Source organism: Roseateles sp., assembly GCF_019237615.1.
Taxonomy (GTDB): domain Bacteria; phylum Pseudomonadota; class Gammaproteobacteria; order Burkholderiales; family Burkholderiaceae_C; genus Pelomonas.
This window is the reverse complement of sequence record NZ_JAFAGT010000052.1, coordinates 1-19,627: the sequence shown is the minus strand read 5'-3', so window position 1 is coordinate 19,627 and position 19,627 is coordinate 1. Positions and strand designations below refer to the sequence as shown.

20 protein-coding genes and 4 pseudogenes are annotated in these 19,627 nt (G+C 67.4%); 16 read left to right on the top strand and 8 right to left on the bottom strand.

Annotation, left to right across the window (positions count from 1 at the left end):
* Positions 1 to 12 precede the first annotated feature (12 nt).
* Together yaaA and JOY88_RS09500 are read left to right on the top strand one after the other, a co-directional pair.
* Positions 13 to 792, top strand: coding sequence for a peroxide stress protein YaaA (gene yaaA, locus JOY88_RS09505; protein WP_293502019.1), 780 nt, complete (start codon positions 13 to 15; stop codon positions 790 to 792).
* Positions 789 to 1,631, top strand: coding sequence for a 2OG-Fe(II) oxygenase (locus JOY88_RS09500; RefSeq protein ID WP_293502018.1), 843 nt, complete (start codon positions 789 to 791; stop codon positions 1,629 to 1,631). Before yaaA ends, JOY88_RS09500 begins: the two co-directional genes overlap by 4 nt.
* Here JOY88_RS09500 and JOY88_RS09495 read toward each other — a convergent pair whose 3' ends face one another.
* Both JOY88_RS09495 and JOY88_RS09490 read right to left on the bottom strand, forming a co-directional pair.
* Positions 1,632 to 2,585 (bottom strand): DUF3667 domain-containing protein, encoded by a 954-nt coding sequence (locus JOY88_RS09495; RefSeq protein ID WP_293502017.1) that lies wholly within the window; start codon positions 2,583 to 2,585, stop codon positions 1,632 to 1,634.
* Complete coding sequence (locus JOY88_RS09490; RefSeq protein WP_293502016.1) at positions 2,582 to 3,133, bottom strand: LuxR C-terminal-related transcriptional regulator; 552 nt, start codon at positions 3,131 to 3,133, stop codon at positions 2,582 to 2,584. The genes JOY88_RS09495 and JOY88_RS09490 overlap by 4 nt, the downstream gene beginning before the upstream one ends.
* A 129-nt stretch (positions 3,134 to 3,262) precedes the next feature.
* Between JOY88_RS09490 and JOY88_RS09485 the strand changes: the two genes are divergently transcribed.
* The 6 genes from JOY88_RS09485 to JOY88_RS09460 all read left to right on the top strand — a co-directional run bounded on the left by JOY88_RS09485 (position 3,263) and on the right by JOY88_RS09460 (position 10,273).
* Positions 3,263 to 3,844: a PEP-CTERM sorting domain-containing protein gene (locus JOY88_RS09485; protein WP_293502015.1), complete on the top strand. Its 582-nt coding sequence runs from the start codon at positions 3,263 to 3,265 to the stop codon at positions 3,842 to 3,844.
* Between the two features lie 73 nt (positions 3,845 to 3,917).
* Positions 3,918 to 4,625 (top strand): CoA transferase subunit A, encoded by a 708-nt coding sequence (locus JOY88_RS09480; RefSeq protein ID WP_293502014.1) that lies wholly within the window; start codon positions 3,918 to 3,920, stop codon positions 4,623 to 4,625.
* Position 4,626: 1 nt separating this feature from the next.
* Positions 4,627 to 5,265, top strand: a complete 639-nt coding sequence (locus tag JOY88_RS09475; RefSeq protein WP_293502013.1) for a 3-oxoacid CoA-transferase subunit B — start codon at positions 4,627 to 4,629, stop codon at positions 5,263 to 5,265.
* Positions 5,266 to 5,370: 105 nt separating this feature from the next.
* Positions 5,371 to 7,089, top strand: coding sequence for a DUF1800 domain-containing protein (locus tag JOY88_RS09470; RefSeq protein WP_293502012.1), 1,719 nt, complete (start codon positions 5,371 to 5,373; stop codon positions 7,087 to 7,089).
* A 10-nt stretch (positions 7,090 to 7,099) separates the two neighbouring features.
* Positions 7,100 to 8,479: a DUF1501 domain-containing protein gene (locus tag JOY88_RS09465; RefSeq protein WP_293502011.1), complete on the top strand. Its 1,380-nt coding sequence runs from the start codon at positions 7,100 to 7,102 to the stop codon at positions 8,477 to 8,479.
* A 30-nt stretch (positions 8,480 to 8,509) separates the two neighbouring features.
* The gene (locus tag JOY88_RS09460; protein WP_293502010.1) at positions 8,510 to 10,273 is read left to right on the top strand and encodes a gamma-glutamyltransferase family protein; all 1,764 of its coding nucleotides are present in this window, start codon (positions 8,510 to 8,512) and stop codon (positions 10,271 to 10,273) included.
* A gap of 57 nt (positions 10,274 to 10,330) precedes the next feature.
* Here JOY88_RS09460 and JOY88_RS09455 read toward each other — a convergent pair whose 3' ends face one another.
* From JOY88_RS09455 to JOY88_RS09435, 5 genes and pseudogenes are all read right to left on the bottom strand, one after another.
* Entirely contained in the window at positions 10,331 to 10,822 is a 492-nt protein-coding gene (locus tag JOY88_RS09455) for a disulfide bond formation protein B (protein ID WP_293502009.1), read from the bottom strand.
* The gene (locus tag JOY88_RS09450; protein WP_293502008.1) at positions 10,822 to 11,286 is read right to left on the bottom strand and encodes a RidA family protein; all 465 of its coding nucleotides are present in this window, start codon (positions 11,284 to 11,286) and stop codon (positions 10,822 to 10,824) included. Before JOY88_RS09450 ends, JOY88_RS09455 begins: the two co-directional genes overlap by 1 nt.
* A 286-nt stretch (positions 11,287 to 11,572) precedes the next feature.
* Positions 11,573 to 12,230, bottom strand: a pseudogene (locus tag JOY88_RS09445) (transposase); the annotation flags it as partial.
* Between the two features lie 36 nt (positions 12,231 to 12,266).
* Positions 12,267 to 12,476: pseudogene (locus JOY88_RS09440) on the bottom strand (transposase); the annotation flags it as partial.
* A 107-nt stretch (positions 12,477 to 12,583) separates the two neighbouring features.
* Positions 12,584 to 13,993 carry an aminotransferase-like domain-containing protein gene (locus JOY88_RS09435; RefSeq protein ID WP_293502007.1) on the bottom strand — a complete coding sequence of 470 codons (1,410 nt, stop codon included), beginning with the start codon at positions 13,991 to 13,993 and terminating at the stop codon, positions 12,584 to 12,586.
* Positions 13,994 to 14,189: 196 nt separating this feature from the next.
* Between JOY88_RS09435 and JOY88_RS09430 the strand changes: the two genes are divergently transcribed.
* The 8 genes and pseudogenes from JOY88_RS09430 to JOY88_RS09395 all read left to right on the top strand — a co-directional run bounded on the left by JOY88_RS09430 (position 14,190) and on the right by JOY88_RS09395 (position 19,492).
* Positions 14,190 to 14,363, top strand: coding sequence for a DUF2970 domain-containing protein (locus JOY88_RS09430; protein ID WP_293502042.1), 174 nt, complete (start codon positions 14,190 to 14,192; stop codon positions 14,361 to 14,363).
* A gap of 184 nt (positions 14,364 to 14,547) precedes the next feature.
* Complete coding sequence (locus JOY88_RS09425) at positions 14,548 to 14,784, top strand: hypothetical protein (protein WP_367269793.1); 237 nt, start codon at positions 14,548 to 14,550, stop codon at positions 14,782 to 14,784.
* 135 nt (positions 14,785 to 14,919) lie between these two features.
* A pseudogene (locus JOY88_RS09420) lies at positions 14,920 to 15,055 on the top strand (IS3 family transposase); the annotation flags it as partial.
* A 95-nt stretch (positions 15,056 to 15,150) separates the two neighbouring features.
* A complete protein-coding gene (locus JOY88_RS09415; RefSeq protein ID WP_293502006.1) occupies positions 15,151 to 15,633 on the top strand; it encodes a GreA/GreB family elongation factor in 483 nt (160 codons plus the stop codon).
* 56 nt (positions 15,634 to 15,689) lie between these two features.
* A complete protein-coding gene (locus tag JOY88_RS09410) occupies positions 15,690 to 16,379 on the top strand; it encodes a glutathione S-transferase (protein WP_293502005.1) in 690 nt (229 codons plus the stop codon).
* A gap of 368 nt (positions 16,380 to 16,747) precedes the next feature.
* The gene (locus JOY88_RS09405) at positions 16,748 to 18,127 is read left to right on the top strand and encodes a TAXI family TRAP transporter solute-binding subunit (protein WP_293502004.1); all 1,380 of its coding nucleotides are present in this window, start codon (positions 16,748 to 16,750) and stop codon (positions 18,125 to 18,127) included.
* Positions 18,128 to 18,533: 406 nt separating this feature from the next.
* Positions 18,534 to 19,127, top strand: a complete 594-nt coding sequence (locus JOY88_RS09400) for a PEP-CTERM sorting domain-containing protein (RefSeq protein ID WP_293502003.1) — start codon at positions 18,534 to 18,536, stop codon at positions 19,125 to 19,127.
* A gap of 41 nt (positions 19,128 to 19,168) precedes the next feature.
* Positions 19,169 to 19,492 (top strand): hypothetical protein, encoded by a 324-nt coding sequence (locus JOY88_RS09395; RefSeq protein WP_293502002.1) that lies wholly within the window; start codon positions 19,169 to 19,171, stop codon positions 19,490 to 19,492.
* Between the two features lie 7 nt (positions 19,493 to 19,499).
* Here JOY88_RS09395 and JOY88_RS09390 read toward each other — a convergent pair.
* Positions 19,500 to 19,627 (bottom strand): annotated as a pseudogene (locus JOY88_RS09390) (IS1595 family transposase); the annotation flags it as partial.

Genomic DNA, 19,627 nt, shown 5'->3' with positions numbered 1-19,627 from the left:
AAATCCGCGCCCATGCTGTTCCTGCTCTCGCCCGCCAAATCCCTGGACTACGACACCCCGACGCCACCCGAGCTCGCACCGGCGCTGACCCGGCCGCAGTTCCTCGACGACACGGCCGCGCTGATAGCCATCCTGCGCGACAAGAGCGTGGCCGACGTGCGCGCGCTGATGGACCTGTCCGAGCCGCTGGCCCAGCTCAACGTCGACCGCTACGCCGCCTGGCGCCCGCGCTTCACGGACAAAAACAGCAAGCCCGCCATGCTGGCTTTCGACGGCGACGTCTACGACGGCCTGGACGCGAAGACGCTGTCCGCCGACGACCTGGCCTGGGCCCAGCAGCATGTGCGCATGCTGTCGGGCCTGTACGGCCTGCTGCGCCCGCTGGACCGCATGCAGCCCTACCGCCTGGAGATGGGCGCGCGGCTGGCCAACCCGCACGGTGCCAGCCTCTACGACTGGTGGGGCGACCGCCTGGCCCTGCACCTCAACAAGCTCGCCAAGGCGGAGAAGGCGCCCGTCATCGTCAACCTCGCGTCGCAGGAGTATTTCCGCGCGGCCGATCGCAAGGCCCTCAAGCCCCGCGTCGTGGACTGCCAGTTCGAGGACTGGAAGAACGGCGACTACAAGATCATCAGCTTCTTCGCCAAGCGAGCCCGCGGACTGATGGCGCGCTACGCCATCCGGCAGCGCCTGCAGACGCCCGAAGAGCTCCAGGGCTTCGACCTGGACGGTTATCGTCTGGCTCCCGAGGTGTCTTCTCCCGACCGACTCGTCTTCCGCCGCAAGCCATGAGCCAACAAGTCATCACCCCCGAGCTGTGTGCCTGGATCACCGAGCAAAGCAGCGCCGGGCATGCGTCCGAGAGCATCCTGGCGGCCATGCTGGGCAGCGGCTGGGACGAGGGCATCGCCCGGCAGGCGCTGGCGCGCACGCTGGGCCAGTCGGCCACGCTGACGCCGCCGCCCGGCATCACGCCGGGCCTGCCCGAGCCTGAACTGAGCCGCTTCGCGCCCGTCATCGACACCGGCGACCGGCAGGTCAAGGTGCTGATGGCGCTGCGCCAGCCGCGCGTGGTGGTCTTCGGCGACCTGCTGTCCGACGAGGAGTGCGACGGCATCATCGGGCTGGCCAGCAAGCGCCTGGCGCGCTCGGAAACCGTGGCCACCGGCAGCGATGGCAGCGAGGTGAATGCCGCGCGCACCAGCGACGGCATGTTCTTCGAGCGCTGCGAGACCGATCTGATCCGCAGGATCGAGGCCCGCATCGCGACGCTGCTGCGCTGGCCGCTGGACCACGGCGAAGGGCTGCAGGTGCTGCGCTACCGCCCCGGCGCCGAGTACCAGCCGCACTACGACTACTTCGACCCCGGCCATGTCAGCACGCCCAACATCCTCAGGCGCGGCGGCCAGCGCGTGGCGACGCTGGTCATCTACCTGAACACGCCGGCGGCCGGCGGCTCCACCATCTTCCCGGACATCGGCCTGGACGTCGCGCCCGTCAAGGGCAATGCGGTCTTCTTCAGCTACGACCGGCCACACCCGGCCACGCAGACGCTGCACGGCGGCTCGCCCGTCCTCGACGGCGAGAAATGGGTCGCCACCAAGTGGCTGCGCCAGGGCGTGTTCACCTGATCAGGCGCTGGCCGCGATCAGCGCGGCCAGCGCCAGCGCCACGCTGGTCAGCAGGTTGAAGTAGAGCGTGCTCAGCAGCAGGCCGCGCCAGATGGCGCCCCACCAGCGCAGGCCGTAGACGCGCTGCATGGCCACCAGGCCGTGCACGAACACGGCCAGCAGCACTGGCCCCTCCAGGCCCGTGCCCAGGGCGAACAGCAGCGCCAGGAACCACAGGCTGTGGCTGTGCAGCGAGAACACGAAGTGCTCGGCGTAGCGCCGGCCGCTGCCGGCGAAGGTCAGCAGCAGCAAGGCCGCGAAGATGGGCTGCATGGCCAGCATGGCGTAGGGCGCCAGCGCGCCGGCGCGCCGCTTCCATTGCTCGACGGTCATGGACTGGCCCTTGTCGAGGACGCTCAGCAGCCAGCGCTTGCCGTTGCCGCAGTTCTCGGGGCGGGTCGTGTCGCAGTCGCCGATGCGCGTGCGGGTGCGTGCCTTGAGGGCGTCACCCGCACTGGCGCCGCCGGCCATGGCCTCGGCCACTGCCGCGGCCTGCCCGGGCGTCATGTCCGGCCTGACCCGGACCCGCTGCGGCCTGCCGGGCTCGGCGGCCGACGCGGCCGCGGCCGGGCCGCCGTCGACGGGCTGCGTCGGGGCCTGCGGCAACAGGGTCCAGCCGACAAAGAAGATGAAGCTGGCGCTCAGGTACACGCGCAGCGGCAGCACATAGCGCCTGCGGGCGCCGTGGAAGTAGGCGTTCGTCAGCCGGCCGGGCAGGGCGATCAGCGCCCAGAGCGTGCGCAACAGCGGCCCGTCGAAGGCGACGTAGTGGCCCAGGTACTCCGTCACCATCTCGCGCACCGACGGCGGATGCAGGTCGGTCTCCTGGCCGCAATGGCCGCAATAGCGCGGCCGCGGCGTGGCCAGCGTGTAGTGGCAGTTGCGACAGTAGGGCAGCTCGGAGGCGTGGCTCATGCGGACAGCAGTTTGTGGATCAGCTCGGGCGTGCTGCCCGCCGCGTACTTCTTCATCAGCCGGCCGCGGTAGATGTCCACCGTGCGCGGGCTCACGCCCAGGCGGCGGCCGATGAGCTTGCTGGTCTGGCCCTCCACCAGCAGCGCGGCGATCTCGCGCTCGCGCGGCGTCAGTTCGGCGGTGATCTGGCGGCGCGCCGACAGGTCCTCGAAGCTCCAGATGCCGCGGGCATGCGGGTCGGCGGGGTCCAGCGCGCGGCCGCTGACATGGCACCAGAACAGATCGCCGCCGCCGAGGCGCCGCATGACGCGGTCGTCGGCGTAGCGACCCTGGGCATCCAGGCTGGCGACGATGCGCGCGCCGGTGCGCTCGAATTCGGCCGCGCTGGGGTACATGACGGCGAAGCTCTGGCCGACCAGTTGCTCGCGCGTGGCCGAGAACATCTGCAGCACGCGCTCGTTGCAGTCCACGATCTGGCGCCGCGCGGACAGCACCAGGCCGATCGGGGCGAGCAGGAAGGCGCTGCGGTAGTCGGGGGCGGTGTTCACTGATGGGGCATGGCCGGCGGCTGCGGCCCGCGATGCTACCCGGCCGGCGAGCCATGGCTCCAATGGGCGATGCCGCGCCGAGGAGGGCTTCCTAAGCTGGCGGCCTCACCTCAATCAAGGAGTTGGATGATGGCTTTCGAGTTTGAATCGGCCCGCCGTGGGCTGCGCGCGCTGCTCGGCGCGGGCCTGCTGGCGCTGGCCAGCGGCGCCAGCCAGGCGGGCGTCGGCCTGGTCTGGGACCTGGCGCAGTGGAGCTACACGCTGGCGCCCGACCAGACGCTGGAGCTGCACGCGAAGGTCTACAACGAGGCCTCGGCCAGCGAGCATCTGCTGGGCAGCCGCTTCGTCGCCGCCTATGGCGAGGGCATCGGGACGACCTTTGATTTCCTCCCGCCGATGCTGGCGCTGGCCGAGCAGTTCGCCGGCATGGACCTGGCGCCCGGCCAGGGCATGGACTTCGTGTTCGGCCGCCTGGCGCCCGTGGGCGGGCATGCCGCGCCGGGCAGCTACATGGGCGGCGCCTTCGCGCTGGCCTTCCTGGACGCGACCGGCGCCGAGGCGTCGTGGTCGCCCGAGCACACGCTGCTGCTGACGGTCGTCGACGGCGCGCCCACCGGGCCCGGCCAGCGCCTGCCCGAGCCGGGGTCGCTGGCGCTGGCCGCAGCCGGCCTGGGCGCGCTGGCGTTGCGGCGCCGCTGCCGGCCCGAATAGGCGATTCTGCGTAATCGACCCCCGCCGCCGGGGGCGCTACGCTTCCTGCTTCATCTCACAAGCAGGAGACGGCATGAACAAGGTGTACCCCAGCGCCGGGGAGGCGCTGCGCGGCGTGGTCAGCGACGGGCAGTTGCTCGCGGTCGGCGGCTTCGGCCTGTGCGGCATTCCCGAGGCGCTGATCGCGGCGCTGCGCGACAGCGGCGTCAAGGGCCTGACGGTGATCTCCAACAACGCTGGCGTCGATGGCTTCGGCCTGGGCCAGCTGCTGGAGACGCGGCAGATCAAGAAGATGATCTCCAGCTACGTCGGCGAGAACAAGGAGTTCGAGCGCCAGTACCTGGCGGGCGAGCTGGAGCTGGAGTTCACGCCCCAGGGCACGCTGGCCGAGAAGCTGCGCGCCGGAGGCGCCGGCATCCCGGCCTTCTTCACGAAGACCGGCGTCGGCACCGTCGTGGCCGAGGGCAAGGAGCTGCGCGAGTTCGACGGCGAGACCTATGTGATGGAGCGGGCGCTGATGCCCGAGGTGGCGCTGGTCAAGGCCTACAAGGCCGACAAGAGCGGCAACCTGGTGTTCCGCCGCACCGCGCGCAACTTCAACCCGGCCGCGGCGATGGCCGGCAGGCTGACCATCGTGGAGGTGGAGCAGCTGGTCGAGACGGGCGACATCGATCCGGACGACATCCACCTGCCGGGCATCTACGTGCACCGCATCGTCGTCAACGCGCACCCCGAGAAGCGCATCGAGAAGGTGACGCTGTCGCCCAAGAAGGAGAGCTGAAATGGCGTGGACGCAAGACCAAATGGCCGCGCGGGCGGCACAAGAGCTGGAAGACGGCTTCTACGTCAACCTCGGCATCGGCATCCCGACGCTGGTGGCCAACCATGTGCCGGCGGACAAGGAAGTCTGGCTGCAGAGCGAGAACGGCATGCTGGGCATCGGTCCGTTCCCGACCGAGGACCAGGTCGACGCCGACCTCATCAACGCCGGCAAGCAGACCGTGACGACGCTGCCGGGCAGCAGCATCTTCGGCAGCCACGACAGCTTCGCGATGATCCGCGGCGGCAAGATCAACCTGTCCATCCTGGGCGCCATGCAGGTCAGCGGCAAGGGCGACCTGGCCAACTGGATGATTCCCGGCAAGATGGTCAAGGGCATGGGCGGCGCGATGGACCTGGTTGCCGGCGTCAAGCGCGTCATCGTCCTCATGGAGCATGTGGCCCGCAAGAAGGACGGCAGCGAGGACCTCAAGATCATCCCCAGCTGCACGCTTCCGCTGACGGGCGTGGGCGTCGTCGACCGGATCATCACGGACCTGGGCGTCTTCGACATCGTGCCCGAGGGCCTCAAGCTCGTCGAGCTGGCCGACGGCGTGACGCGCGAGTTCGCGCAGAGCAAGACGGGCGTGCCACTGCTCTGAGATAAACCGCACGCGGTTTACATTGCTTACTCACCCCGACGGGTCGGCGCAAGCCGGCCCGTTTGCTTTGCACCGAACATCCTGTCCGGCCTCCCGAGGATGAGCATGCGCCCACCACCGCTTCCCGAAATCGAGTTCGTCGAGACCCCGTCAGCGTTCGAGGCCGGCACGCCGGGCCTCGCCGCGGCCGCCGCCGCCGCGGCTCTGCTGGCCGCCTGTGGCGGCGGCGGGAGCGGGGGCGACACGGCCGCGCCGATCGGCCCCGCGGCGCCCGCGCCCAGCCCCACGCCGGCCCCGGCGCCCGCCACCATCCTGGACGCCGACGCGGCCCGCTTCCTGGCCCAGGCCGGCTTCTCGGCCAGCAGCGCCGACATCGCGACCGTCAAGGCCAAGGGCTATGCCGCCTGGCTGGACGCGCAGTTCGCGATGCCCGTGAGTGACGGCCACTTCGACTGGATGACGGCCAACGGCTACGCCACCGTCGACCACCGCAACGACTTCGGCGGCGTGGACAACACGCTGTGGCGCAAGCTGCTGTCGGCGCCCGACACGCTGCGCCAGCGCGTCGTGCTGGCGCTCAGCGAGATCTTCGTCGTGTCGATGAACGGCGTGCCCGTCAGCTGGCGTGGCATGGCCATCGCGGCCTATGTGGACATGCTGGAGCAGCGCGCCTTCGGCAGCTACCGCGACTTGCTGGAAGGCGTGACGCTGTCCTGCGGCATGGGCGTCTACCTGAACATGCGCGGCAACCTGAAGGAAGACACCAAGACCGGCCGCCTGCCCGACGAGAACTATGCGCGCGAGGTCATGCAGCTGATGTCCATCGGCCTCGTGCAGCTCAACGCCGACGGCTCGGCCAAGGTCGACGCCAGCGGCAAGGCACTGGAGACCTACAACCAGGCCAACATCACCGACCTGGCCCGCGTCCTCACCGGCTGGGACTTCGACGGCAGCAGCGCCACCGACCCTGCCTTCATGAAGAAGCCCATGGTCAACACCGCGAGCAAGTTCTCGACCGGCGCGAAGAAGGTCCTGAACGTCGACATCCCGGCGACAGCGGACGGCCCCGGCGCGCTGAAGATCGTGCTGGACACGCTGGCCGCCCATGCCAACGTCGGCCCCTTCATCGGCCGCCAGCTCATCCAGCGCCTGGTGGCCAGCAACCCCAGCGCCGCCTACGTGGCCCGCATCGCGGCCGTGTGGGCCGACAACGGCAGCGGCGTGCGCGGAGACCTGAAGGCCGTCATCAAGGCCATCCTGCTCGACACGGAAGCCCGTACCGCGTCCACCGCGCCGGGCAGCGGCCGGCTCCGAGAGCCCATGCAGCGCTTCATCCAGTGGGGTCGCAGCTTCGGCGTCAAGTCGCCCAACAATCTCTGGAACATCGGCGACACGAGCAACCCGGCCACGCGCCTGGGCCAGAGCCCCATGCGCAGCCCCTCGGTCTTCAACTTCTTCCGTCCCGGCTATGTGCCGCCCGGCGCGCAGCTGGCCGCCAACGGCGTCACGGCGCCGGAGTTCCAGCTCTGCAACGAGAGCACGGTGGCCGGCTACCTGAACTACATGCAGACGGTCATCGCCAGCGGCACCGGCGACGTAAAGCCCGCCTACACGGCCGAGCTGGCGCTGGCCACCGACGCGGCCGCGCTGGTCGCCGATCTGGCGCTGCGCCTGGGCGGCGGGGGCATCTCGTCCGCCACGCAGTCCGCCATCGCCACGGCCGTCGCGACCATCAGCGCGACCACCGACGCCGGCAAGCTCAACCGCGTGCAGGCCAGCATCCTGATGCTGATGGCCTGCCCCGAGTATCAAGTGCAGAAGTGAGGGGACGACGATGAAGCTGAACCGACTCCCCGAACTTCAGCGCCGCGAGTTCCTGCGCCGCACGTCCGCCCTCGGCCTCGCCGGCTCGGCCGCGCCCTGGGCGCTGTCGCTTGCCGGCATCGGCGAGGCCGCCGCGGCCACGGCACCCGGCGACTACAAGGCGCTGGTCTGCGTCTTCCTGTACGGCGGCAACGACTACGGCAACACGCTGGTGCCCTACGACACCGCCAGCTACAACGCCTACGCCACCATCCGCCAGACATTGGCCACGCCGCGCGACCAGCTCGCCGCCACCGCGCTCGCGCAGACCGTGGGGGGCCGGCAGATGGCGCTGGCGCCGCAGCTCGGCAAGCTCAAGAGCCTGTGGGACAGCGGCAAGCTGGGTGTTCAGCTCAACGTCGGCACGCTGGTGCAGCCCACCACGCTGGCCCAGTACAAGGCGCAGAACGTGCCGCTGCCGCCCAAGCTGTTCTCGCACAACGACCAGCAGTCCGTCTGGCAGAGCAGCTCGCCCGAGGGCGCGACGACCGGCTGGGGCGGGCGCATGGGCGACCTGTTCCTGGGCGGCAACGGCACGGCCACCTTCACCTGCATCAACGTGTCGGGCAATGCCGTCTACATGGCCGGCCAGCAGGCGGCGCAGTACCAGGTCTCCACCAGCGGCGCCGTGCCCATCAACGGTGTGCTGAAGCCGCTGTACGGCTCGCAGGCCTGTGCCGACGCGCTGCGCAGCCTTGTCACCGCAGGCCGCAGCAACTGGATGGAGGCCGAGCTCAACAGCATCACGTCGCGCTCCATCGGCGCGCAGAGCGCCGTCAGCACGGCGCTGGCCAGCCAGGCCGCGCTGCAGACGGCGTTCGACACGACCAGCAGCCTGTCCAGCCAGCTCGCCATGGTCGCCAAGCTGATCGCCGCACGCCAGGCGCTGGGTGCTACGCGCCAGGTGTTCTTCGTCTCCGTCGGCGGGTTCGACCTGCACGACCTGCTGGTCACCCAGCATCCGCCGCTGCTGACGGCCGTCAACGACGCGCTGGCCAGCTTCTATGCGGCCACCGTGGAGCTGGGCGTGTCCGAGCAGGTCACGACCTTCACCGCCAGCGATTTCGGCCGCACCTTGAGCAGCAACGGCGACGGCTCCGACCATGGCTGGGGCAGCCACCACTTCGTGCTGGGCGGCGCCGTCAAGGGCGGGCAGTTCTGGGGCGCGCTGCCATCGGTCAGCGTCAACGGGCCGGACGACGTCGGCCAGGGGCGCTTGCTGCCCACCACATCGGTAGACCAGCTCGGCGCGACACTGGCGACATGGATGGGCGTCGGCACGGCCGACCTGCCGCGCGTGCTGCCGCAGATAGCCAACTACAGCCAGCGCAACATGGGCTACTTCGGATGAGGTGCGGCGGGCATGCCTAAGATGCCCGCCATGCACCGCCCCCTCGTTTCACTGCTGCTGGCCGCGCTGCTGGCGCCCGCCGCCTACGCGCTGGACCAGCCCGAAGCCGCCACCACCCGCACCGCCAAGCAGGGCAGCCTGACGGTACCGGCCCGGCACTTCGCCGTGACGGCGGCCAACCCGCTCGCCGTGCAGGCCGGCGCGGAGATCCTGAAGGCCGGTGGCTCGGCCATGGATGCGGCCATCGCCGTGCAGGCCGTGCTGAGCCTCGTGGAGCCGCAGTCCAGCGGCATTGCCGGCGGCGCCTTCCTGATGCACTGGGACGGTCGGCAGGTGCAGGCGCTGGACGGGCGCGAGACGGCACCCGCCGCCGCCACGCCGGCGCTGTTCCTCAGGCCAGACGGCAGGCCGCTGGCCATGCGCGACGCCATCCTCAGCGGCCTGGCCACCGGCACGCCCGGCGTGCTGGCCATGCTGGCCGAAGGCCACCGCCTGCACGGCAGGCTGCCCTGGGCGCGGCTGTTCGAGCCGGCCATACGGCTGGCGGAGCAGGGCTTCGCGATCAGCCCGCGGCTGTTCGAGCTGTTCAGCGCCGAAGCCGCGCTGCGCAACGACCCGCAGGCCGCACCTTACTTCTTCGATGCCGCCGGCAATCCCAAGCCCGTTGGCACGCTGCTGAAGAATCCGGCCTACGCCGCCGTGCTGCGCGGCATCGCCAAGCAGGGCGTGAGGGGCTTCTACGAAGGCCCGGTGGCCGAGGACATCGTGCGCCGCGTGAGAGGCCATGCGCGCCCCGGGCTGCTGACGACGGCCGACCTGGCCGCCTACAAGCCCGTCGTGCGCCCGCCGATGTGCAACGACTGGCGCAGCTGGCGCATCTGCGGCTTCGGCCCGCCGACCTCGGGCCACCTGACGCTGATGCAGATCCTGGGCCTGCTCGACACGCAGCCCGCCGCCGTCGCGGCCCGGGGCATCACGGCCGACTGGATGCATGCCTATGCCGAGTCCGCCAAGCTCGCCTTTGCCGACCGCGCCCAGTTCATCGGCGACCCGGCCTTCGTCACCGCGCCGGGCGGCGACTGGCAGACGCTGCTTGCGCCGCCCTACCTGAAGCAGCGCGGCGCGTTGATCGGCGCCAAGGTCATGGCCACGGCGACGGCTGGCCAGCCGGGCACGGTGGTGCAGGCGCTGGCGCCGCAGGCCGAGCAGCTCGAATCCGGCACCAGCCACGTCAGCATCATCGACGCCCAGGGCCACGCGGTGGCCATGACGACCAGCGTCGAATCGGCCTTCGGCAACCGCGTCATGAGCGACGGCGGCACCGGGCTGCCTGGCGGCTTCATGCTGAACAACCAGCTGACCGATTTCTCGCTGAACCCGGTGGGCCCCGATGGGCGGCCGGTGGCCAACCGCGTCGAGGCCGGCAAGCGCCCGCGCTCCAGCATGGCGCCCACGCTGGTGTTCGACCATGACGGCCAGCTGTTGATGGTGGCCGGCTCGCCAGGCGGGCCGGTCATCATCCACTACATGGCCAAGCTGCTGACCGGCGCGCTGGCCTGGGGCCTGCCGGTGCAGCAGGCGGTGGACCTGCCCAACTTCGGCCACTTCAACACCGGCAGCCTGATCGTCGAGCGCGGCGCGCTGACGGCCGCCCAGCTGTCCGAGCTGCGCGGCCGCGGTCATCATGTCGTCGAGACCGACCTGACCAGCGGCCTGCAGGTGCTGATGCACGTGAAGGGCGGCTGGGCCGGCGGCGCGGATCCGCGCCGCGAGGGCATCGTCAAGGGCGAGTGATCATGCCCGCCGCACGGCAGGGCGGCGGGCCTTCCTCGGGCGGTGCCCGGTCCGCGTTCAGCGCTTGCCCAGCACGACCAGGCCCAGCGCGCCCAGGCCGGCGAACAGCAGCCCGCTCCAGACCTCGTAGGGCAGTCCGATCAGCCGGTAGGCCGCTGCCTCGGAGCAGTTGGCCGTGACCATGAAGACCGACGGCCACAGTTCCTCAAGGTTCAGTGCCGTGAGGATCTTGTCCGCCAGGCCCATGGCGCAGCTCGCCGTCTGCGAGGCCACCTCGTGCTGGAAGACCGCGGCCGTCAGGCCCGCCGCGCACGCCAGCAGCACGGCGACGAGGGCGCCCTGGCGCAGCGAGCGCCTGGCCTGCGCCAGCCAACCCAGCAGCGAGAACGCACCGATGAGCAGGAAGATGCCGCGCTGCAGCACGCACCAGGGGCAGGGCTTGACGCCGAACTGGTGCTGGGCCACGAGAGCCGCCACGACGGCGGCAAAGCTCGCCACGGCCATGCCGGCCAGTGCGCGGCCCGGCCACTTGGAGGGGCGGGTGAACATCAGTCCTGCACTTCCGCGATCAGCTCGATCTCGACGCAGGCGCCCATCGGGATCTGCGCCACGCCGAAGGCACTGCGCGCATGCTTGCCCGCGTCGCCCAGCACACTGGCCAGCAGCTCGGAGCAGCCGTTGGTGACGAGGTGCTGCTCGGTGAAGCCGGGCGTGCTGTTCACCAGGCTCATGACCTTGACGATGCGGACCTTGCCGAGGTCGCCGGTGGCGGCCTGCAGCGTGCCGAGCAGGTCGATGGCCACGGCGCGCGCGGCCGCCTGGCCGGTGGCTGTGTCGACGTCCTTGCCCAACTGGCCTACCCAGGGTTTGCCATCCTTCTTGGCGATGTGACCCGACAGGAACAGCAGGTTGCCGCTGCGCACGAAGGGCAGGTAGGCAGCGGCCGGCACGGCCACGGGAGGCAACGTGATGCCGAGTTCGGCAAGCTTGGCTTGGATGGCGGAAGAGCTCATGGGGAGGCGCGCTGGCGCAAGAAAAAAAACGGCGGCATGCTACACCCCGCCCCCAATCCTCGGGGCCACGGGAGGGTGGCGAATAACCCATAGAGTGGCGGCGGTGCAGCCCATATGGGTTTCTGCAAACTTCGCAACTTTATGGGTTCTTGCTGCTGCGCGGAAAAACCTCGGGGCGGGAGAGGCTTTCACTTGGTTTGGTCTGACTGAACGCGCTGCGGCACCGGGATGTTGTGCTTTTCAATCAGGCGTCGGGCGGCCTGCCGGATGAGCGTTTCAGCTTCAGGAGGGGCGATATCCTCACGAAGTCCCTGGCGCGGCGCTTGGCGGCCTGGAACAAGCCATCGATGGCCTCCAGGAAGCCATTGGTCTGGCGGGTCTGCGTCCAGGCCACGATGCCCTCGGGCTGGCGACGCACCAGGGCGGCGACCTCCTTCATGCCCGGACCTTGGAATGCGTCACGCAAGCGCTCCAGTGCCGCAGCATGGCGCGCACGACGTTGACCTGTTTGTGATCGAGGATCGAGCGCAACTGCTCCTTGTAGAGCCACACGCGCGCGCGGTACGCGCGAGTCGGGTCGCGTGGATCAACTGGTGCAGCGCGGCGCCGGCCTGCGGCTTGAGCTTGGAGACGCCCTTGAGCAGCGTCCAGCGCATGCCCTTGAGGGAGTCGTCCGTGCGCTGCTCGATGCGGCGCGTCTTGCCCACGGCCAGGTTCGCGTGCGCTACGACGTGGAGTTTGTCGAATGTGATGCGGGCGTCGGGCAACCGCTCCTGCGTGCCGTTGATGAAGGCCGCCGACATGTCGATGCTGACCGAGTCGATTCGATCGGGTGGGCAGCCATGCGTCTGCAGATCGGCCGCCTGCGCCTTGATCGTCCCCGCATCACGCCCCTCCGTGACGAAGAAGACCCGCCGCGCCAGCGCATCCGCGGCCACCGGAACGAACACGGACGTGTGAGGCGGCGCCTCGACATCGCGCAAGCTCTTGCCGGGCACATCGGCAGCCGTCTTCGTCTCGGCCTCGCGCACCCACCGACGCAGCAGGTTGGCATTGACGCCGTGCGCCATCGCCACGGCGGCCATCGACATGCCAGGTTGCATGCAGGTCGCGACCGCACCAGCTTTGAATTCGTTGCTGTGCAGCCGGCGGCGCCGACGCGTGCCGGCAGGCTGATCGGGAAAGGTCATACGTATCCACCAAAGTCGAGGTGGGTACAAGACTCCTATGCGCCTATCGACTTCTCAAGATGGTGGTCGGGCCGGACGTACGCTCACTGAATTGAAGGGCAGACGCACTAGCGGGCCAGCGCCTTCGCAATCTGACCTAAGGTTTTCAACGCTCCTTGGACCTTCTCGTTGTCGGGGTGCCCGAAGTTGAGCCTCAGGTGATGCGTGAACCGGTGGTCAGCTGAGAACAGGTGTCCTGGGGCGATGCTGATTTCATGGGACAGGGCAACCCTGTGCAGTTCGAGCGCGTCGATATTGGGGGGCAGTTCGAGCCAGACGAAGTAGCCTCCCTCTGGCTGCGTGACGCGGGTGCCCTGAGGGAAGAACTTGGCGATGGTCATCAGCACGGCTTGCCGGTTCGTGACGAGCACTTGTCGAAGCTGTCGCAGGTGCTTGTCGTAGCCGCCTCGCTGAAGATATTCGCTCAGCCCCTCCTGCATCGGCACAGGCGTTGCCAGCGAGCTCATGAGCTTGCGGCGGCTAACGTCACGCGCAAACCGGCCAGCTGCCGCCCAGCCAACGCGAAACCCGGGTGCCAGCGACTTGGAGAATGAGCTGCAGTGCAGCACCAAGCCGGTCTTGTCCCACGCTTTGGCTGGCCTGGGGCGCGCGCCAAAGTAGAGCTCGCCGTAGACGTCATCCTCGATGAGCGGGATCTGGTGGCTAGCGAGCAATGCAACTAGCGCTTCCTTGGCCGCGTCCGGCACTAGGCTGCCCAACGGGTTCTGGAAATTCGGCATCAGCCAGCATGCCTTCACGGGATGCCGCCCGATGATCGCCGCCAGCGCGGACACGTCGACGCCGGTGCGCGCATGGGTCGCCACCTCGACTGCCTTCAGTCCGCGCCGCTCCAGCGCTTGCAAGGCGCCATAGAAGGTCGGCGACTCGATGGCAACCAGGTCACCGGGCTTCGTGACTGCCTCTAGGCACAGGTTCAGAGCCTCCATCGCGCCGTTGGTCACAACCAGTTCGTCTGCATCGACCTTGCAGCCGGCGCCGAGGTAGCGAAGGCCGATCTGGCGCCGCAGCTCGGCACTGCCTGGCGACAAGTCTTCGACGGTACGCCAGGGGTCGAGTCCTCGCACGGCTTTGCCCAGTGACAGTGCCAGCTTGTCGAGTGGAAACAGGGCTGGGCTTGGGAACGCTGAGCCAAGAGGCACGACCGCCCGGTTGCGCGACAGACCCAGTACCTGGAATACCAGCTCCGACACTGCGACGCTGCGCTCTTCGGCTAGTGGGTCCGATGCCTCGGGCTCTGGGTGCGGGATCGCAGCCTGACTGACGAAGTAGCCCGACCGCGGCCGGGCTTCGATGAGGCCTCGAGCCTCGAGCAGGTAGTAGGCCTCGAAGACGGTGGATGGGCTGACGCCGCGGTCTTTGCTCGCCTCGCGGACGGAGGGCAAGCGGTCCCCAGGACGCAACTGCCCCGCGAAGATGGATGCTGCCAGGTCATCGGCGAGGACTTCGTAGCGCTTCATGGGGCGGAAGGGTGCTGATATGGCTGTTGCGCGATGCTGATGAACTGTATTGGAAACAGCTTTCTCTCTGTGGAATTCCACTTGTTCTTCCATCTGATGCGGTGTTTTTTTATAAATCTGAGTCTGTATTTATGCGGCGGCCAAGAGCACAGTCGAGACCCAAAAAGAGAGGTCGCCAATGTCTGTGTTGAGCTACGTGCGGATGATCTTGTGGAGCTTTTTCGGCATCCGCAAACGCGCAGGTGCCGACGACGAACTCGCGCGAGTCAAGCCTGGCGTCCTGATCGTCGCAGCCCTCTCGATCGCCGGTCTGTTCGGCCTGATGGTTTGGACGCTGGCCAACGTGGCCGTTCGCACCCTGAGCTCGTAGGACTACTTCTTGGGGCCGTGGTCGAGTGCGGCTAGCGACACCCCAACCACCGCTCACCTGTCCGCAGTTCGCGCCACAGCGGTCCGTCGTCAAGCTGAGCGCCGGGGCGCGACATCGTTGGCCTGTTGAGGCGCGGTACTCAAAATAGACACGATTTGCCACCCGGCTGGAAGAACTAGAAATCATGGAATGGGTCCCCGCAGTCTTCATCGTCTTCAAGGTGACAGTGCTGAGCATTGGCATGTACCTTGCCGTCAAGTGGCACTACGACCAAGGGAGGAAGCACGGCACGGAGAAGCAGCGCGCAGTGCTTCGTGCATGCGTCAAGTTGGTCGCAGCCTTCGTTGTGTTGGCCGCGGTCCTGCTGCTCCTCACCTTCAAATTTGGCACGATGCTCGGCATCGACCTGACCAACCCTTGATGGAAAGCTATTGACTTCGGCTTCGCGAGGTGAACGACTCGCCATCTGCTGCAAGGCAGATCTATAGGCGCGGCGGGCATGACACCGTCCGCCCAACGCTCGGCCTAACGCCCGCGTGGCTCAGCGCATGACCCCACCCGGCGCGAGGCGATGGACGAGATCGTTGACTGGCTGACGTTCTGCAACCACCGGCGGCTTCACTCGTCGCTGGGCTACGTCAGTTCGATGCAATTCGATGTGGCTTGCCGCCCAACAAGGGCAAGCTGCGTAACGGTCTCAGCCATGGGATCCGGGAAACGCGGGCAAGGTCTGTGGAGCCCTTGATAATCAAGTGCCCCCGCTTGTTCGAGATGCCTGCCTTTCATCATGGATAAATTCTTGCTGCAGCAGCAGGTGCTGGAACGGCTCGTCGAAGACCTGCTGCAAGCCGAAGAGGCAGCGCGGGTGGCGCATGAAACGGCGACTCACGAAGAAAACATCGCCGAGAACAAATACGACACATTGGGTCTCGAGGCCGCCTACTTGGCCACCGGCCAAGCTCGTCGTGCCGAAGCCATCCGCCAGGCGATCGCCAATTGGCGCCAATTCCGCCCACGCCCCTACGACGCGAGCATAGGTATACAACTCGGCGCGCTGGTCTGCCTGGTCGACTCCGACGACAAGCAGCAACAGCTCTTTCTCGGTCCCGATGGGGGCAGCATGAAGTTGGTCAGCGGCGCTGAGCTCGTTCAGGTCATCAGCAGCCGGGCCCCGTTGGGCAGGGCCATGCTTGGGAAACGTGAGGGTGATGAGGTGTCGATGCAGATCGCTTCAATCCGACAGCAGTTCGAGGTGCAGCGGGTTCATTGAGCTGCATCAAGTGCACGACGAACTGACTTGATCGCGTAGCTGCCTAGGCCTTACCCATGCACGCATTGACGCTGGCACCGGACGCACCACTCTCCACTTCAGGCCCGCAGTTGCCGCGGCTCTACACCTTTCGCCGCTGCCCCTACGCGATGCGCGCACGGATGGCGCTGCTGCAAGCCGGGCGGGCCTTCGAGGCGGTGGAGGTCAGCTTGCGAGATAAGCCGGCAAGCTTGCTGGCCTTGTCTCCCAAGGCCACGGTACCAGTGCTTCAGTTGCCCGATGGCAGCGTGATCGAGGAGAGCTGGGACATCATGCGCTGGGCTCTGGCTGCGCCCGATGCGCAGGGCTGGTGGGCGCGGGCGCAGTCGCCCGCGAACCTTGACCTGGTACGGAGAAATGACGGTGACTTCAAGCATCACCTGGACCGCTGGAAGTACCCGCAGCGCCACGCGAGTGAGGCCTTCACGCCAGAAGCACACCGAGACAGGGCGCTGGACGTGCTTCTGCGAGCCCTAGATGCACGACTGCAAAGCGTGCCCTTCCTGGGCGGCTCCGCGCCCTGTGCCACCGATCTGGCAGTGATGCCCTTCGTACGTCAGTTCGCCGCGGTGGACCCGGAATGGTTTGCGACACTGGACTTGCCGTCGGTGCGGTCGTGGTTGAACGGCTGGCTCGTCAGCCCGCTATTCGCTGCTTGCATGTACAAGTTGCCCGCGGAAGGTGCGAATCGCTTTCCCGCGCTCTGATCCTTGCTTGGCGGTCGATCAAATCTCGACCTGGAGACCAAGGGCCGGTTGGAGGTGAAGCGGTCGCCGGCCCGTACGGAAATCGAGCGGAAGGCTTCGGAAGTCGCCGAGTTTGTCTTCTAAGTCTGGCCGTCGGCAGCCAGACTGAAGGCGACGCCGGATTCGCCCAGCGAAAACGGGCGCAGCAGTCCGGCCAGCACGCCTCGAATACGATGGGCAGGTCCTCCATCGGCAAAGGCCCAGCCCATGCGATGCCTCGGCATCACGACCATGCACACCCTTGCGGCCACCACTAATGCGGGCGCCCGGGCGTGCGAGCGACTCCGCAACACGCAGGCCCAGACCTTGCCCGCTCAGGACGGCAAGCCATGACCCCGATTCAGCAATGGCATGCCACCCGCAGTCTGCGCCTGTTGCTGCAGACGCTGCGCGACATGATGGTCTCGATGGGCCCGCTGCTGCTGCTCGGCGGAGGCCTGCTGGTAGCGGCCTACTGGTGGCTGGATCCGCAGCCGCCGCACCAGGTGAGGCTGGCCACCGGCCCGGCCGGAAGTGCCTACGCCGGCTTCGGCGAGGGCTATGCGAAGGCGCTGGCGCGCGAGCACATCCAGGTGGAGCTGATTGCCAGCGAAGGCGCGCAGGACGATCTGGCCCATCTGCGTGCGGGTACGGCCGATGTGGGCTTCGTACGCGGCGGCATGGCCGATCCGGCGGCCGATACCGAGGCCGGCATCGTCTCGCTGGGCAGCCTGTTCTACGAGCCGATCTGGGTCTTCTATCGCCGCGAACTCAGCATCGCGCGCCGCCAGCCTGGCGGTGAACTGCAGCGCCTGGCCCAGCTGCGCGGTCTGCGAGTCAGTGTGGATCAGGACGGTAGCGGCGTACCGCAAATTGTTGAGAAGCTGCTGGCGCTGAACCAGCTGAAGCCGACCGATCTGCGGCTGTCCAATCTGGCGCCCGACGCCGCCGGCGCGGCCCTGCGCCAGGGCCGGCTGGATGCCACAGTGCTGATCTCGGCGCCGCAGGCCGGCCTGATCCGCGTGCTGTTGCGCGACCCGGCCATTGCGCTGATGGCCTTCGAGCAGAACGAGGCCTATTCGCGCGAACTGCCCTTCCTGTCCACCGTGAGGCTGCCGCGTGGCGTGGTGGACCTGGCGGCCGATTTGCCGCCGCACGACGTGCCGCTGCTGGCCACCACCACTGCGCTGCTGGCGCGCGAGCAGACGCACCCTGCGCTGCGCCAGCTGTTCGCGCAGGCGGCCCTGGGCCTGCACAGCGAGGCGGGCTGGTTCAATGGCGCGCGCGACTTCCCCAATACCCGCACCAGCGAGCTGCCGGTCAGCGCCGAGGGTGACCGCGCGATCAACGGCACGCCACCGGCCTGGGCCCGCTACCTGCCCTTCTGGGCCGGCAATCTGCTGGAACGCATGTGGCTGGTGGTCGGCGGCCTGCTGGTGCTGATGCTGCCGTTGTCGCGCGTGGTGCCGCCGCTCTATACCTTCCGCGTGCGCTCGCGCGTGTTCCGCTGGTATGCACGGCTGCGCGAGGTGGAAGCAAAGCTGGAAACCGGCACGGGCGAGCGCGACGCTTTGCTTGACGAGCTCGACGAGCTGGACCGTGTCACACACCGCATTGCGGTGCCGCTGTCCTATGCTGAAGAGCTTTACGCGCTGCGCAACAACATCTATGCGGTGCGCAAGCGTCTGCTGGCGCAGCGGTCCCGGCCAACAGAAGGACCGACCGACTGATCAACGAGTGGCGCGGCGGCGTACTGCAGTCCAAAGAGCCCTTGCATCCCCGTGGGGGCGCCTCTTATGCAAAACCTCGAAGGCTGGCGCGACCGCGGGTCGGCGTGGCTGCATAAGCAAATTTTCACAATCGATCGCGTTCGTATGTGGATCTCGTGCGGCTTAAGTGGTTTTGTGCGATTTGGAGCCGCTGTCGTGGTCAGTCCCCAATCGCAGACCTAGGAACTTGGTAATTTCCCGCCGGCTCGAATAGGGGGTATTGATGGAGCGTGAAGCCATGTTGGCGATCACATCGACCTAAGATCGCGCCACGTCACTCGTGACATGGCGCCCGGGCGGCCTGCGGCAACCATCAAAAAAACGGGTTCGTCGGCCGCGCGACGGATCTCAGGCGGTTGAGGCGAGTATGAGTATCAGGAGCATCCCTTCCATCGCTAGTGCAGTAGCTGCAGCGGCCCTGCTGACGTTCAGCGCCGGCGCTGGCGCCGGCGTTGTTTTCAGCGACGGCTTCGAGAGCGGCGACTTCAGTGCGTGGAGTACCGTGAACATCAACGGTTTCTATGACGGTGTGGATAGCGCAGCGCCCCACGCTGGCAGTTACGCAGCCTTCTTTGGCAATCCCAATGGAGTCAGCACGATCGGGACGACGATCAACACCGTGATCGGTGATCACTACGTCGTCAGCTTTTGGCTGCAGAACGAGGCGGATGTCACCGGAAATTCAGTTCCCAACAGCTTCTCCGTCGACGCTGGGGGCTCCATGCTGATGTCGCTGACCAACGTGGGCGCCTTCAAATACACCAAATACACGGTCGGCTTCGACGGTACCGGCTCGCCAATGGCGCTGAATTTCAACTTCGAACAGGTCGCTGCGTTCTGGGATTTTGACTCGGTCGTTGTGAGTTCGGCCGCTGTGAGCGTGCCTGAGCCCGCCACGCTGGGCTTGATCGGTATCGCACTGGTCGGCGCCATCGGCGCTTCGCGTCGTCGCAAGGACTGATCCGAGCCTTTGCCTTCGAGTGAGCCCGTGGCAAGGGGGGTATGACAGCGTCTGAACAAGAGCAACGAGAGTACATCGGCAGTGCAACGTTGATCGTGCTGGGAATTGATTTGCTGCCAAGCTCAGTTTCGTCATTGCTGCGGATGCGTCCTTCGCAGTCCTGGCAACGCGGCGAGCCGAAGACGTTCCGCGGAAAGCCACTGGGCCATACCTTGCATGAATGGGGCGGTTGGAAGAAATCCCTGCCGCCATCGCAAATGGCGCGCTCACTGGAGCTACAGGTGCTCTATTGGGCGCGCCTCCTCGAAGGTAAGGCTGACGCGTTTTCTAAGCTATCTAATTTGGGTTGCCGCTGGGCTCTTTGATCGTTAGTTAGTGATGGTCATTCAGCCCCAATGCCAAAGCCAACAGTGGCGCGGACTTGCGTGGTTTTTTGCTGGCGCGGTCCAGCGCCCGGAACCAGCCGAGGTAGCTTTCCAGGTAGTCTGTGGCCACGCCCT

Excerpts from the sequence above, each read along its gene's own strand:
- JOY88_RS09455 (WP_293502009.1), bottom strand. The coding sequence starts at position 10,822 with ATGTTCACCCGCCCCTCCAAGTGGCCGGGCCGCGCACTGGCCGGCATG.
- JOY88_RS09480 (WP_293502014.1), top strand. The coding sequence starts at position 3,918 with ATGAACAAGGTGTACCCCAGCGCCGGGGAGGCGCTGCGCGGCGTGGTC.
- JOY88_RS09410 (WP_293502005.1), top strand. The coding sequence starts at position 15,690 with ATGCACGCATTGACGCTGGCACCGGACGCACCACTCTCCACTTCAGGC.
- yaaA (WP_293502019.1), top strand. The coding sequence starts at position 13 with ATGCTGTTCCTGCTCTCGCCCGCCAAATCCCTGGACTACGACACCCCG.
- JOY88_RS09425 (WP_367269793.1), top strand. The coding sequence starts at position 14,548 with ATGGAATGGGTCCCCGCAGTCTTCATCGTCTTCAAGGTGACAGTGCTG.
- JOY88_RS09400 (WP_293502003.1), top strand. The coding sequence starts at position 18,534 with ATGAGTATCAGGAGCATCCCTTCCATCGCTAGTGCAGTAGCTGCAGCG.
- JOY88_RS09495 (WP_293502017.1), bottom strand. The coding sequence starts at position 2,585 with ATGAGCCACGCCTCCGAGCTGCCCTACTGTCGCAACTGCCACTACACG.
- JOY88_RS09395 (WP_293502002.1), top strand. The coding sequence starts at position 19,169 with ATGACAGCGTCTGAACAAGAGCAACGAGAGTACATCGGCAGTGCAACG.
- JOY88_RS09465 (WP_293502011.1), top strand. The coding sequence starts at position 7,100 with ATGAAGCTGAACCGACTCCCCGAACTTCAGCGCCGCGAGTTCCTGCGC.
- JOY88_RS09485 (WP_293502015.1), top strand. The coding sequence starts at position 3,263 with ATGGCTTTCGAGTTTGAATCGGCCCGCCGTGGGCTGCGCGCGCTGCTC.
- JOY88_RS09435 (WP_293502007.1), bottom strand. The coding sequence starts at position 13,993 with ATGAAGCGCTACGAAGTCCTCGCCGATGACCTGGCAGCATCCATCTTC.
- JOY88_RS09460 (WP_293502010.1), top strand. The coding sequence starts at position 8,510 with ATGCACCGCCCCCTCGTTTCACTGCTGCTGGCCGCGCTGCTGGCGCCC.
- JOY88_RS09500 (WP_293502018.1), top strand. The coding sequence starts at position 789 with ATGAGCCAACAAGTCATCACCCCCGAGCTGTGTGCCTGGATCACCGAG.
- JOY88_RS09470 (WP_293502012.1), top strand. The coding sequence starts at position 5,371 with ATGCGCCCACCACCGCTTCCCGAAATCGAGTTCGTCGAGACCCCGTCA.
- JOY88_RS09415 (WP_293502006.1), top strand. The coding sequence starts at position 15,151 with ATGGATAAATTCTTGCTGCAGCAGCAGGTGCTGGAACGGCTCGTCGAA.
- JOY88_RS09450 (WP_293502008.1), bottom strand. The coding sequence starts at position 11,286 with ATGAGCTCTTCCGCCATCCAAGCCAAGCTTGCCGAACTCGGCATCACG.
- JOY88_RS09405 (WP_293502004.1), top strand. The coding sequence starts at position 16,748 with ATGACCCCGATTCAGCAATGGCATGCCACCCGCAGTCTGCGCCTGTTG.
- JOY88_RS09475 (WP_293502013.1), top strand. The coding sequence starts at position 4,627 with ATGGCGTGGACGCAAGACCAAATGGCCGCGCGGGCGGCACAAGAGCTG.